This is a genomic window from Saprospiraceae bacterium, assembly GCA_026129545.1.
GTDB lineage: Bacteria > Bacteroidota > Bacteroidia > Chitinophagales > Saprospiraceae > M3007.
The window spans coordinates 765,615-779,468 of the sequence record JAHCHX010000001.1 but is presented as its reverse complement, the minus strand read 5'-3'; the positions used below and the strand labels follow the sequence as shown (position 1 = coordinate 779,468).

General features: G+C 55.0%; 9 protein-coding genes and 1 tRNA gene. 5 read left to right on the top strand and 5 right to left on the bottom strand.

Annotation, left to right across the window (positions count from 1 at the left end; genetic code table 11):
• Positions 1–255 precede the first annotated feature (255 nt).
• On the top strand, positions 256–996 hold the full coding sequence (locus KIS77_02740) for a 1-acyl-sn-glycerol-3-phosphate acyltransferase (GenBank protein ID MCW5921232.1): 741 nt from the start codon (positions 256–258) through the stop codon (positions 994–996).
• 62 nt (positions 997–1,058) lie between these two features.
• Positions 1,059–1,130: transfer RNA gene (locus KIS77_02735), tRNA-Arg, on the top strand.
• A 272-nt stretch (positions 1,131–1,402) separates the two neighbouring features.
• Here KIS77_02735 and KIS77_02730 read toward each other — a convergent pair.
• Positions 1,403–2,704: a 2-oxo acid dehydrogenase subunit E2 gene (locus KIS77_02730; GenBank protein ID MCW5921231.1), complete on the bottom strand. Its 1,302-nt coding sequence runs from the start codon at positions 2,702–2,704 to the stop codon at positions 1,403–1,405.
• 99 nt (positions 2,705–2,803) lie between these two features.
• On the opposite strand from KIS77_02730, the gene KIS77_02725 reads away from it, so the two are divergent.
• Entirely contained in the window at positions 2,804–3,229 is a 426-nt protein-coding gene (locus tag KIS77_02725; GenBank protein ID MCW5921230.1) for a DUF2177 family protein, read from the top strand.
• Positions 3,230–3,403: 174 nt separating this feature from the next.
• Positions 3,404–3,799: a DUF2177 family protein gene (locus tag KIS77_02720; protein ID MCW5921229.1), complete on the top strand. Its 396-nt coding sequence runs from the start codon at positions 3,404–3,406 to the stop codon at positions 3,797–3,799.
• 65 nt (positions 3,800–3,864) lie between these two features.
• Here KIS77_02720 and KIS77_02715 read toward each other — a convergent pair whose 3' ends face one another.
• From KIS77_02715 to KIS77_02700, 4 genes are all read right to left on the bottom strand, one after another.
• Positions 3,865–4,254 (bottom strand): hypothetical protein, encoded by a 390-nt coding sequence (locus KIS77_02715; protein MCW5921228.1) that lies wholly within the window; start codon positions 4,252–4,254, stop codon positions 3,865–3,867.
• Positions 4,255–4,262: 8 nt separating this feature from the next.
• Positions 4,263–4,691: a hypothetical protein gene (locus tag KIS77_02710; GenBank protein ID MCW5921227.1), complete on the bottom strand. Its 429-nt coding sequence runs from the start codon at positions 4,689–4,691 to the stop codon at positions 4,263–4,265.
• Positions 4,692–4,957: 266 nt separating this feature from the next.
• Positions 4,958–6,811: a hypothetical protein gene (locus tag KIS77_02705; GenBank protein ID MCW5921226.1), complete on the bottom strand. Its 1,854-nt coding sequence runs from the start codon at positions 6,809–6,811 to the stop codon at positions 4,958–4,960.
• 287 nt (positions 6,812–7,098) lie between these two features.
• Positions 7,099–7,818, bottom strand: coding sequence for a 1-acyl-sn-glycerol-3-phosphate acyltransferase (locus tag KIS77_02700; protein MCW5921225.1), 720 nt, complete (start codon positions 7,816–7,818; stop codon positions 7,099–7,101).
• 100 nt (positions 7,819–7,918) lie between these two features.
• On the opposite strand from KIS77_02700, the gene KIS77_02695 reads away from it, so the two are divergent.
• Positions 7,919–13,849, top strand: coding sequence for a gliding motility-associated C-terminal domain-containing protein (locus KIS77_02695; protein ID MCW5921224.1), 5,931 nt, complete (start codon positions 7,919–7,921; stop codon positions 13,847–13,849).
• Positions 13,850–13,854 lie beyond the last annotated feature (5 nt).

The window sequence follows — 13,854 nt, the reverse complement described above, 5'->3', positions numbered from 1 at the left end:
CTGATACAAAAAATAATCGAATACCCGAACCGATTTTACAGGGCGCGGCTTGACAGCAGCGCCTTTTTTTATTTTCGCTGCGGACAATACCTGCGACTTGTCATCAGCGCGTCTTACGAGCCCACACGCCAGCGTCCCACCATCGACGAATCTTGATGTATAGTTCGCGTCGCCAAGTTTTGAGCATGGCTAAAAGCGCAATCTGTTCAAAATCAGGGGCATCAAGCATGGGTATCCGACAAATCCTAACGAATCATGGTTTATTTTCGCCGCGTGAGCTACCTGCGACTTATTTGGCGATTCTTGTTTTTTGCCTTTTTCACTACTGCCATCGTCGTTGAGATATGGCTGCGCCGCACCTTCATGGGGGCCGATATGCGGGTGGCAATGCGTGTGCGGCGGCGCTGGGCGAGGGTTCTGCTGCGCAACGTTGGCATACGGGGTGCCACCGAAGGCACCGCACCAGATTTTGCGTGCATCATCGTCTGCAATCACCGCTCTTATCTCGACCCCATCCTTATGCTGCGCGACGTGGATGCCTATCCGGTGGCCAAAGCCGAGCTGGCCGACTGGCCCGTCATCGGCAAGGGCGCTCTTTTGGCGGGCATTCTTTACCTGCGCCGCGACCATTCTGGCAGCCGCGCCAACGCGCTGCGACTGATGGAGGAAAAAATCAGGGTGGGGTTTCAAATCATTCTTTTCCCGGAAGGCACCACCTCTGGTGTGCATGGTACTTTGCCATTCAAAAAAGGGGTGTTCCAACTGGCCGCAAGAACGGGGATACCGATTGTGCCGGCGGCGCTGATTTTTCACGATAAAAATGATTTTTGGATTGGCAAACAAACTTTTTTGCGACACGCTGGTCGGCGTTTCAAAGAAAAAATCATTCGCGTGGACGTTTGCTACGGGCCGACATTGCGGGGCGACGACGCTGAAAAGTTGCTCTCAGATGCAAAAGACTGGATAGACGGGCGCTTGGGAACTGCAACGGGATAGAAATCGGTTTTTGAAATTCCTTTTTGAAAAAGCCACACAAGCACTACCTTTGCGCCTGCTTCGGCCCCGTAGTTCAACGGATAGAATGGAAGTTTCCGGAACTTCAGATAGTGGTTCGATCCCACTCGGGGCTACAAAAAAACGCTGACGACCTTGCTGGTTGTCAGCGTTTTTATTTTCGCGTTCTCAAGTTTTCTGCATGAGCGGAACAATCAATCCGTTCAAGAACATGTCCATCCAAGAAATCTCGACAAGTCAACAGCTATTCTCGGTTTGTGATAGGTGTCATCATTTGAGGAACGAGAAAGGTGGCATCTCGGTCGGGTTCTGGGGTGTCACCTCAGAACCCGACAAAGCAAAAATCGCTGGACAAAGTCAAGGTTTCATCTTTCGTTTCATCTCGCGCTCACAGCCACCCCAAAAATGGCTCTTCCAAAATCTTCTTCAAATCCACCAAGAAGCGAGCGGCATCTGCACCATTGATGACGCGGTGGTCCCAGCCGATGGTGATGGGCATCATGAGGCGCGGCTCAAATTCTTTGCCGTTCCAATGGGCTTCCATGCTGGCAGCGGTGACGCTGAGGATGGCTACTTGCGGCCAGTTGACGATGCTCAGCATGTTGGTGCCGCCGATGCCGCCAATGTTGGAGATGGAAAACGTGCCGCCGTCCAAATCATCCAATTTGTTTTTGCCCTCGCGCGTGCGAGTGCTGAGTTCGGTGAGTTCGACGGATATTTCGGTCAGTGATTTTTGGTCGCAGTTGCGGATGACTGGCACCAAAAGCCCTCGCGGCGTGTCCACCGCAATGCCGATATTGATGTATTTTTTGTAAATCACTTCGTTGGTGGCATCGTCGAGGCTGGCGTTGAACTGCGGGTATTTGCGCAGCACCGAGCAAATCGCCTTGGTGAGGATGGCGGTGGTGGTCAGGTTGCCACCTGCTGCCTTCACGGTGTCCTTGTGCTGTTGGCGCAGTTGCTCCAAGCGCGTGATGTCTGCCTTTTCTGAAATCCACGCATGTGGGATGGTGTTGAAGGCATAGTGCATGTTTTCGGCGGTCAATTCGCCGATGCGTCCCAAGGGCTTGCGTTCGATGGTGCCAAATTTTTCAAAATTGGGCAAGGGCTTGCGGGTCAGTCCGGCGCCACCTGTGCCGGTGCTGCCTCCGCTGGTGTCAATTTTTCTTTTGACAAAATCCATCACATCCTTGTATGAAATGCGGCTCGCGCCTTGCGGCGGACGCACGTCGGAGAGGTTGATGCCAAATTCCTTGGCGCGTTTGCGAGCGAGCGGAGAGGCTCGCAATGAGCCGGAGGCTCCTTGTTTGGCATCGCTCGTGCTGCTTGTGGGAGCGGGGGCTGGCGGAGGTGCCGGGGGCGGTGTGGGAGGAGTGGCAGCAGGCGCGGATGTCGAGGTGGCGGTGGGGCTGCTGCTTTCTTTTTCTTTGGGCGCGCTGCTGCTGGGAGAGGCGGAGTCGCTTTTCATTTTCAGGATGACGGTGCCATCGGTCACGTCATCGCCTTTTTTCACGAGGATTTCCTCCACGATGCCATCGGCATCCACGGGGATTTCGGCATCCACTTTGTCGGTACCGACTATGAGGACGATTTGTTCTTTCGTTACTTTGTCGCCTGGTTTCACGAGTATGTCGAGCACCTTTCCGGTCACGTCGTCGCCGAGCGAGGGTAGTCTGAATTCGTAGGCCATGATAATCAACTGTTGGGCGGCAAAGATGAAGCAAGTTTGTGACATCTTTGCAACAGGCGTTGACAAAAGACTTATATCGCGCCACACAACTTTCGCGTCATGAATTTTTTGCTGCATTTTTTGGCCACGCTTTTGGTGTTTTTGCTCTTGGATGTCGTATGGCTCAAGTTTCTCATTGGCGGCTTGGTTGAATATCCGTTTGTGACGCGCTATGGGTATCCGCCGAATTGGGCGTTGGCCGAGATTTATTACGTCTTGTTCTCGTTGTGGCTGGCTTTTGGCGCTGCTTACAAGAGCATGGTTTACAACAACTTGGCTCCTGCATTTCTGGATGGGTGGCGGGTGGGTTTTCGCGTTGGGGCGCTTTATGCCGCTGTCAATATCGTGTTTGTCGCCCCGTGGCCCCTTGAGTTGGTGGTGCTTGATGTCGCATGGGTCACTTTGTCCACTGCATTGGCGGCGGTGGCGAGCTACGCCATTGGGCTGTGGCTTACGAGTGGGGGTTCGCAGGTGAGGAGGAGGTGAGTGTTTTTTTTGTTGTTGGTTGGTCTGAGTGGCTCGTCAGGGCGGAAGATTGTTTGTTTTTTTGTGAAAACTTAGGTAAAGGGCTGTGAGAGACCTGATTTGGGGTTGCATACTGTTTCTATGGAGATGAAAACAGCCTTCTACCCTCTACCTAAGTTTTTACGTTTTTTTATCATGAAAAATTTTGCCCACTTCTTGTTTACCCTTGTGGTTTATACTGCTTTTGACTTGGCGTGGTTGAATCTTTTTGCCAAAAAATTCATCCAGCAGCAGGTAGGTTCGATGCTCGCCGCCCGCCCCGACTTAATTGCCGGGGGTGTTTTTTACTTGATTTTTGCTTTTGGGATGCTGTGGTTTTGTGTTTGGCCTGCCCAATCACCGCTGCGCGCATTGCTCAACGGCGCTTTGTTTGGCTTGGTCACTTATGGCACTTATGAATTGGTGAACAAGGCATTGATTGACCGATGGCCGCTGCCTTTGGTGGTGGTTGACATCGCATGGGGTGTTTTTGTGGGAATGCTGACGAGTTGGATGTCGTACAAAACGGGCGAATGGCTGAAGACGCTTTGAGGGTTCGAAAGTAAAACCTTGCACCCGTGTTCAGCCCGAATATAACTTGACCCGGCAACGACCTGTCAGCTGCATCCTTGCGCGAAAAATCGCCTGAGAGCGCGGGTTCGGCAAAAAGCCCCAAAATGGCGGGCAAGGCGAAATTCGGTGCCTAAGGATGCCCAATAACCCAAAAAGAAACTGCCTGCTGTCTGGTACTGCATACTGTAGCCGTTGTTGCCCTGCAACAATCGCAAACGCACGTTCTGCGATGCGCTTGCCGTCACGTCGAGTTGGTTTTTTAAAATAAAGTTTCCGACCAGTCCTGCTTTGGCCACTGCCTGCCAACGCCCCTGCCCGATTCGGCAAACAGCCAAGGCGGGGACGCGGAATATTTGCAATGTTTCGGTGGTCATGACGCGCAAAGCCACGCGCCCATTGTCGGGCAATGGGGCCGAAGGGTTCACGGGTTCCATGCGAAGCGTCACGTTGGCGGAGCCTCCATAGACTCGCAGGTCGTAGTTGAATTGGCGGACTTGACCGCTTGGGCCAAGATTGCCTTGACTGAGCCTGAACCGGGGGCGTGCGTGGCTTTGCGCGTCATGGAGCGAAACCCCAGTCCTGTCTCGACCGACCAACGCGAATTGATTTTTTTGCCAATACTCAGCCACCAGTCCGTAGCAAAATCGGCGCTTTCCTGACGACTGAAGAATACTGGCCGTGTGCCGGGCACGGGCGAAATCTCCATATCCTGTTCCAGAGCAGTGTACGGCATGACGTGTAAACCCAAATGCCAGCCAGAAGGGGCGCGAAATGGCTTGATGGGTATGCTTGCCTCGGCTCTTGCGCGATAGGCAGCGACTTCCAGTAGCGGCATGGCGGCAGGCAGGGGGTCGAGAGCAGGCACTTTCACAGGTTCTGGCCCGAGTGGAGAAAGAGGGGTTATTTGCGACGTGTTTAGGGTGATTTGTTCGACGTTTTTTGATGTTTCGGGAAATAGAGTTGTTGCGGTGGAGGGCTTTGGCGAAGGGAAAGCCCTCCACCGGAACAAGTCTAATGATTTTCACGGATTTGAACGGGCATTTTTTCGCAAACCACTTTCCGTTGGGTATAAAACATTTGAAAATCCAGAGGCAGCGCCCCGAAACGTTTATGGAAGCTTGCGCAAGCCTCTCTCCCCTACTCTTTCTTCGAAGGAATAATCCTATCGAACGCTAGCCCGCTGTGGCCTTCGCCGCGTCCGGTGCGTTTTTTCACGCCCAGCCAAGTAAACACCTTGCCGTTCGTCCAGCGGGTGCGCTGAAAAGCCTGCAACACATGCACACCCGCACGCGGCACCTCTTCCTCGTGGATGTGGTAGGGCTTGACTTGGTCAAGCCCTTCGCGCAACAGCACGGTACGCGGTCGCACCCGCTCGAAGATGGGCGGGTTTTCGTTTTCCAAAAAACGCGGCATGGCGGCGCGGCGCAATTGAATCCGGCGATTGCTGCCGGGTATGTGTTCGGGCACAAAAGGAATCCAGTTTTCAGGCACGGAAGTCATGATGTCGTAGCGGAAAGGCGCTTTCCATGCAGGCTCCGCGACGGGGACAGCGGTTGGGATAAGCCCTTGCAAGTAGTCGTGGAATTCGGCAGCTGCTATGTTGCCCGGCTTGGTGCGGCCATGAGCCAGCGGCACCGCCGTCTCGATGCCCCATACCATGTTGGCCATTTCGTCGCGGATGAGGGCGACCTCTTCCATAGGCTGGCCTTCCTGAATTTTTGGCACCGTCGGCAACACGAGCAACGTCAGGTCGGCAGGTTCCTCTTTTTTGCCTTTTATGTTGAGGCTGAACATATTCCACCGCTGCCAAGCCTCGTCGGAGCCGCGCCCTGCGGGCTCTATCCAGTATCGTTCGCCAAACGTGTTGGTGACAGCAAGCCCCCGGATGTTCAGCACCGAACCCGTTGGCACCGTGTAAGGCAGGATGAACCAGTCGTTGGCATACACCAGCCCAAACTCGATGAACAACAGTTTGGCCAAATCCGTCGTGCCGGGTTTGATGTCGCCAAAATTGGTTTTGCCGTCCTCAAACGCCCACCAGCGCGTGTCGGGCATCCCGTCGAAACGAACAGGGGCGGGTATAAAACTTTGGGTCGTGTATCGCGCCTCCACAGGAGCTTCAGGAGCGGTCTCCGCTGGTTCGTCGAGGGTTTTGTCCTTTTCCCAGTCGAAATTGTACCAATCCAATCGCTCGTGGTAGTACTCCTCGGCGTTAAGCACTTTTTCACCGCCTTGCCCATCAGGCACAGCGCAGTCGAATTGGTACTCCAACCGCTCCGGCTGCCAAGCATCGCTTGTTTCAGAGGGGTGGAAATAGAGCGCCTCGAACCACCGCACAAATTCCACGCCTGCCGCATCAATGCTCGACTTGTCGGCGGCGGAAAGCCCCGCGATGTCGTCCGATGCCACATTGCCTGGTGTTTTTAAGTGAAAATACAACTGTGCGCCATCCATCGCCCGGCCTGCTACCGCCTTCCACTGTTGCCACACCTCCGGGTGGGCGCAAATCGCCGCATCCGCCTTGCTCGCGGGGTTGGGCAGCTCTATGGGGTAGGCATCCTTGAAAAGCGGCGCCGTTGCCGCTGGAATCATTTTGAGCCATCGACGCCCCATCAGCAGCCTCAGGTCGAGCGACATTTTCTGTGCGCCTATGGCGAAGGGGAACGCCCGCCGCTCCACCGTCGCTTCCAAGGGGGTGTCGTGGGCAAATTTTTGCACCGAGGCTCCTGCTGGCTGGTACTTGGTGATGCGCTGGCCCTCGACGTGAATTTTTGCATACACGGGAGTGCCCGCATCGTCGCCGAGAAACTCGCCCATTTGCCACTGTTTGCACAGGAGCCAAAGCGGGTCGCGCACCTCGGCACGGAGGGCACGGGTGAAATTGTTGGTGCGTGGACGCGCCTCCAAGCGGTTGTAGCGCGTGAGGGTCGGATAGCGCACCTCCCCTGTGAAGACTTGCTGGAGATTTCGGATGATGAGATGTTCGGTCATTGATTCGACGGATTGGATGATAGGATGAATGCGATGGGGAGCGCGTCAGTCTGGGGGGGGGCGGAAGGGGGACTGCAATGCGCTACAAAACTATGATATGCCCCACAATTCCGTGCGAATTTTAACGCGCAATTGTAAAAGCTTCGATGGAGGATATAGGTGAAGCCAACTTTCAGTTGGCGCAAGCAAGCGTCATTCCCTATCTGAGCGAAGCACCGAACCCCATCCGAACGAATGTTCATTCGGGCAGGCAGAAACCCCGTCCGCTCCGCATGGCTGGGCAAGCCTCAAACCAACCTCCTCAGCATCATCTTTTCCACCCTTTCTTTCAACGCCGGGATATCCGCTGCCGTCATTCCGTCCGTCGGAATCGGCTCATCCCACACGATGCGCACGGTGCCGGGGCGAAGGCCGTAACCGGATGCGATTTTGGACATATTCACAATCGTCTCCACCGCAAGCGGTGCCTTGGTCTGAATGGCGATGCGGAACGCGCCGTCGTAAAACGGGCCGAGCAGGTCGTCGGATTTATTGCGGCTGCCTTCCGGATAGATGAAAATGCTCCAGCCGTTGGCGAGGTTTTCCTTCAAAGCAACCACACTGCGAGCGCGGCTCATGGCGCTGCTGCGGTCAACGGTCAGACACATTTTTTTCACCACCCAGCCGAACACGGGAATTTTTTGCAATTCCTGTTTTGCCAAAAAACGAAACACGCCGGGAAAGGCATGGGCGTGCACGATAAAATCGAGTGCCGAACGATGGTTGCCAACGATGACATAGGATTGCTTCGGGTCGAGCTTTTCACGGCCCTCTACTTTTAGCCGGATGCCGACGAGCGTCAAAAACAGTGGCGTGAAAATGTGGTGCAGGTAAAAGATATTGTTGCGCAACGCTCGTTCGCCCGGCGTGAAGGCCATGAAAACCAGCAGCACGGGTAGGCTAGCAAGCATCAGCATCAGGAAGAGCAACACCGCGTAGCCGGCCCATATTTTTTTAAAAATGGTCATGATGTCGAAAAATGGCGAGCAAAGGTAGGAAAGGCTGGGGACGGGCAGCTATCTTTACGCGCCGAACGTCTTCACACCAAACCTACTTGCTCGCCTATCCATGAAAATGGTCACTCGCTTCCTGTGCAAGGCACTTTTTTGCCTTCTCCTCCACCCTATTGCCGCGCAGAACATCCTCATCAGTTATCAAAAAAGCGACTCGTTGTTCGTCTGTGGCACCGATACGTTTTTTGTTCAGGTGCAAAACACCGGGGCAGCCCCCATGCTCGACGGGACGCTTCATCTGACGCTGCCCGCCGGGGTGGCTTATTTGCCCGGCACCATTGTTGGCGCCACCCAAGTGAACGTGACGAACCCTCAGCAACCCGTGTTCGCGCTGCCGAGCCTCGCTCCGGGGGCAACGGGAACAGTGTCGCTGCTTCTGACGGCCACCTGCGCCGCCGCCGCCGCGTTGGATGCCGGGCAGCTGTTCATTGCCAACATCGCGGTGCAATCGTCGGTGGGCAACGCTTCGATTGCCACCACCAATTTTGCGCTGGAAACGGGTTTGATTTTGATAGAAAGTGTGGAAAACCCGCTGATGAGTGGCGAAAAAGGCGATACTCTATTTCGCAAAATTTGTGTGAGAAACACTCGATTGGGCAAAATCGGCAACCTGCACTTTGAGGATTCGCACAAACCTGGCATCGAACTCAGCATCGTGGGGGCGACCAGCCAAACCAACCTGCCCGAACTTTCGGTCGCTGATTTCGATGGCAGTTTTTTCGCCGCCGTCGGCAATGGCGACCATTGGCTCGACGTGGGCGAGACCGTCTGTTTCACCGAAAGAATCATCATCACGGATTGCGGCACACCCCCATTTTTCAACACATCCTTGCTGCGCGTGGGTTGGGGGTGCGGAGGCGAAGTGTGTCGTTACGACAGCGTGCTGGTCAATATCGAAATCAAGGAATCGAAAAAAGTGCCGGACTTGGTTTTTGAGCAAATCTGGAACGCACCAACGGACCACTGCGGCAACACGCCTGCTATAATCGGCATGAAAATCAACAACATCGGAAAGTCAGAGGCGAAGGATGTCTTTGTGCGGCTGCGCGTGCAAGACATGAACCAGAGCAAAGCCGGCATAGGCAACAATTCTTTCCGCGTGGTGCACAACGGCATCTCGACCCCGCTGGCACCCAATCTTGCCTCGTTCAACACGCTGGACGTGTGTGGGCTGACGGTGACGAACGATGCCTCGCTGGTGCTCCCCCTGGTGGCAGCGCAAGACTCCGTCTTGCTACTCTTTGATGCCTTCACTTGCGAGACCTCGTGCGAGCAGGTGTTGCCCACCGTGCAGGTCGAGTACTTCTATCGCAAGCCCTGCCCGGAAAATGGTTTTGTGTCCGACACCTTGCTAATCGTGCCCGACGGCGAATACACCGTGAATGGGTTCGTCGGGTTCAAGGCCGGCGTTTGCCTTCAAAACGCCAACAGTTATGTGTTCAACTATCAGGCAGTGTCGAAGCGGCTCGTAGAGGATGACGGTTTTTGGCACGTCACGTTCGATATGTCGCAAGGGCTTTCGTTCGATGAAAACTGCCCTGCACTGCTCGGTGGGGCCGCACCCGACTTCACGACGATTGAACCCTCGGCCAATGGCGGGTACACCGTGCATTTGACTTGGGCGCTGCCGCTGCCGAGCGATTCGCTCAACATGGACTTTTGCCTTCGTTACGACTGCGACACCACGATGAATTGCCTCAAAGATTTTGAGCCGGCCGATGGCACGGTGGTCGTTTATTCGAGCGACTGCCCCATTGCTTGCTTCCTCCAACTGAGCACCCACACCTATTGGACACCTCAACTCAACACGCCTTTTTCCTGTGCCATCAGCGACTGCGATTCCCTGCGAATGGTGGTGAACACGAGCTGCCTGCCTATAGAGGACGACCCGGGCGCGGGCGATACGACCATCCTTGACATCGTGTTTCCGTTGCCGGGTTTCAACAGCCGATTCGAGGTGTACCGGCTCAACTACGGATTTGAGGACGGTGACGACGACCGCCGCGCCGATAGCGACGCGCTGCTGCACCCCGAGGCGCCATTGGTGCGCCGCGACCGCTTTTTGGCTGGCGATACCCTGCGCGTGGAATACTGCGGCGCGGTGGATTCGGGAGGCGAGCTGGTGTATTTTGCACGCACCATCTGGCACGAAGTGGTCGGCAGCGACATGATTACGCAGGGCAACGACGTGTTCCTCACCCAATCGGCCACCAACACCTTCTGCAATTCGAACAGGTTTCGTTTTCTGCGCGACAGCATCCGCATCCGATATGCCGATGGCTCGCAAGTCGCCTGCTCGCTGAGCGACCTCGTCAGCATCAACGACGAAAACTTTTTCTCTGTGAATCAGGTGAATACATGGCCGCCCGCGAAGGTTGACGAAATTGCCACGCAGCGATTCAGGTTTTATTTTTCTTTGGAAAACCTGCACGACGCGGGCTGTTTGCCCAAAGGAACACTCGACTTGGGCGACTCGCTTTTTGTTTACACGGATTTCAAAATAGACCTGAACTACCGCCCCATCTCCACCAACCATCCCGACCCGCCGTTGGTGGGCTTTCGCACGGCTTTGAGCGGTGGCGGAAAAGTGTATGCCTATAACGAACAGCCTTTCAAAAAACTTCAGTATTCAGGCATCAACATCACGCGCTCGGCCAATCAGCACAGCATCCGTCCTTGCGAGCCTTCGCTGGAACCCCGGCGATTCCGCCAAACGCTCCGCATCGCCCGCGAAAATATGTTCACGCACGAGGTGCGCCCCATCGCACGCATCTCCGATTACTGGCAGACCGTGCCGGATGACCTCGAAGCACTTTCTGTCAAATTGGAATACCTCGTTTTGCAGGACAGTGTGGCACGATGGAACAATCTCGATTTGCCATTCCAGCAATCGCCCGGCATCCTGTCCATTGATTTTGCGCCAGCCTTCGACGAGCCTGTGGATGAGGGATTCATGTTGCGCACCAATATCGCCTTCAAGCCCGATTGCTCGTACGACAGGCCCGACTCGTCGCGTCAGTACATCACCTTGGAGTATCATGTTCCGTTGGAGTCGAACATCGCCGTAACGGATTCTATCACCAACCAAATAGGATTTTTTTCCAACGCACCCGATTTGCGTTTTGAGGCACCGGACAGCATCTTGGTGGGCAATACAAAAGCGTTTGGGTTCAATTTTGTCTTGAAAAACAACGTGGTGTCCACCGCTTTCAACTCGTGGGTGGCAGTGGTGTCGCCAAACGGCAACGCCACCAACTTTGAAGTGATTCAAGTCCCTCAAAATCAGCCAGTCGCAACCCAAAACGGTATTTTCCAAACAGGCAACATCGGCGGGTTCGGCCAGCAGGGTTTCCGATTGCAAGGCTTGAATGGCTCCTGTGGCCCCGATACCTTGCTCATCATTTTTGGCTGGGACTGTGCGCCCGTCGCAGGGCTGGAGCAAGCCACTTGCGGACGCGACACCTATTGGCTGGAGCTGCGTTTGGAAAAACCCGAATTGGAACTGAACGTGCTCAAAGAACCAAATTTCATCGCCGTTTGCGACAGCTCGGATTATTTTGAATTTGAAATTTTCAACGCCAAAACGGGTTTTGCCTACGACCCGTTCGCTACCGTGAAACTACCACCCGGCATTTTCATTGTGCCGGGTTCCTGTCAGGTTTCCTACCCAGCGGGAAGCGCCTATCAAAACATTCCAGACCCGACCGACTTGAGCAGCAATTTGTTTCAATGGGCCATTGACTCCATCGTGGCAGCCATCGCCGCCAACGGTTTGCCCGGGGTGGACAAGGCCCCGCTGAACACCCTGCGGATTCGATTCAAAACTTATGCGGAATGTGGCTTCGTGGCCAACACACAAGTGATTTACGGCACACGCGGCACGGAGCCATGCGGACGCTCCACCAATGTGCTGAACAAGCCCGGCGAACCCTTGAAAATCAGCGGCTTGAACACGGGCCTCAATGTGGTTATCCAGTTCTCTACGGTTGGCAGTGGCACGGCCTTTTGTGGCGGCTCGCAGTCGTTTGAGGTGACCATTGTGTCGTTGGGCTTGCCCACCGATGGAGACAGCATCTATGTGTCGCTGCCGATGGGTGTCTCGTACTTGCCCGGCTCTTACCTTCCGCTCGACGGCGCTCCGACAGGGCCACCCAGCATAGATGCACAAGGCTTCCGTTTGCCCTTCCCCAACGCGGGAGCCGGAGTCATAAAATTCCGATTCGATGCCTCTTTTGACGCAACGGCGGGCTGCGTTGACCCCACAATGGTTGTTCAGACGAGGCTTCGTTCGGAGGTTTTTTGCCCAACATTGGGAGCACCCTGCACGATATACGCCGCGACGGGGCAGGCTACTCTGAGCATAAGTCTGCAACGCCCCGAACTGCAATTGGGCAGCGTCAACGCTAATGTGAACGGCACCGAAATCAGTCTTAACATCGGTATCAACAATATCGGCAATGTGCCTGCCAACGGCGCCACTGCTCAAATTTGGCAAGACATGGATGGCGACGGAACCTTGTCGGCGGGCGACGTGCTGCTGCAAACCGTTGAAAACGAGCAGGTGCTTTTGCCGGGCGGCAGTTTCGACCTGTCAGCATTGTTGAGCGTTCAGCCCGCGATGTTGTGCGACCTGCTTTTTGCTTTACCAGCCGAAGAAAACTGTATTTGCGCTACTCAGACATTGCGGCTCAACAACATCAACCTAACATACCAGCGGCAGGAATACTGCGACATTCAAACCGTCAACATTGGGGTAGCGGAACAACCCGGCTTTGAATATCAATGGCTTACAGCGACAGGCATCGCTTGCCCGACTTGCTCCTCCACGCAATTCACGCCACCCGCCTCTACCCCACCCGGCCAACCCGTCACGCTTGTTTTGGAGGAAAAATCGGGAGATTGCATGGTACTTCACCGGTTTGAATTCACCTTCGGCACGCCACCCGCGTCCATCATGGTGAACAACCCGGCGATTTGCAAAGGAGAGAGCGCCATTTTGACCGCGCAACCGCCGGGCAACGATTATCAATGGTCGCCGGGAAGCCTCCCCAGCCAACAGCAAATCACCGTGTCGCCCGTTGCCACCACCACTTATGCAGTGACCGTGACCTTCCCAAGCACCTGCACCCAGGCTGTGGCCACCACCGTGTTCGTAGCCCTGCCCGATACCACCTTGCTGCCTGGCCTCATCACTTGCCAAGGCGACCCTGTGGTGGTATTGGGCAACACGACCGATGTGCCCGGACTTTATTCCAATGTGTTGCAAAATATCGCTGGCTGCGACAGCATCATCTACCAGCGACTCGACGTGTTGCCGCGTGCGTTCAGGAAGGATAATTTTTCGTTTTGCGTGGGCGACACGTTGTTTTTGCTTGATACCGCTATCACCCAAAGTGGTCAAGTGTGCCGCACATACATCGCTGCCAACGGTTGCGATAGCCTTTATTGCGTTAACGCGACAGCGTTTGCCCGCCCCCCCGTGACCGACCCGGACACCCTCGTGGGCATCATCGGTCAGCCACTTGTGCTCAATGGCCCAGATGGTTACGTCACCTACTCTTGGTGGCCCAACGTGCCGAATTGCCCCAACTGCCAAAACATCACGATTCTGACCGACAGCACCTTTGTGGAATATCAACTGCTCGTCACCGATGCCAATGGTTGCAGCGGATTGATTGTGTATCGGGTGTTGCTTGGCCCACCCTGCGATGGCCGCCGCTTGCGCATCCCCAATGCGTTTACGCCCAACGGTGACAGCGTGAACGACGTGTTTCGCGTGGTGCCTTATGAGGGTTTGGAAATCATCGGCAGCCTCACGATTTACGACCGATGGGGCGAAAAGGTGTATGAAAATCAAGGCAATGTCTTTTGGGACGGCTCCATCGCTGGCAAGCCCGGCCCCTCCGACGTGTATGTCTATCGCATTGACATTATTTGCGACGGCAAGCCGGAAGCGATATGGGGGGATGTGACCTTGTTGCGGTGAGATGA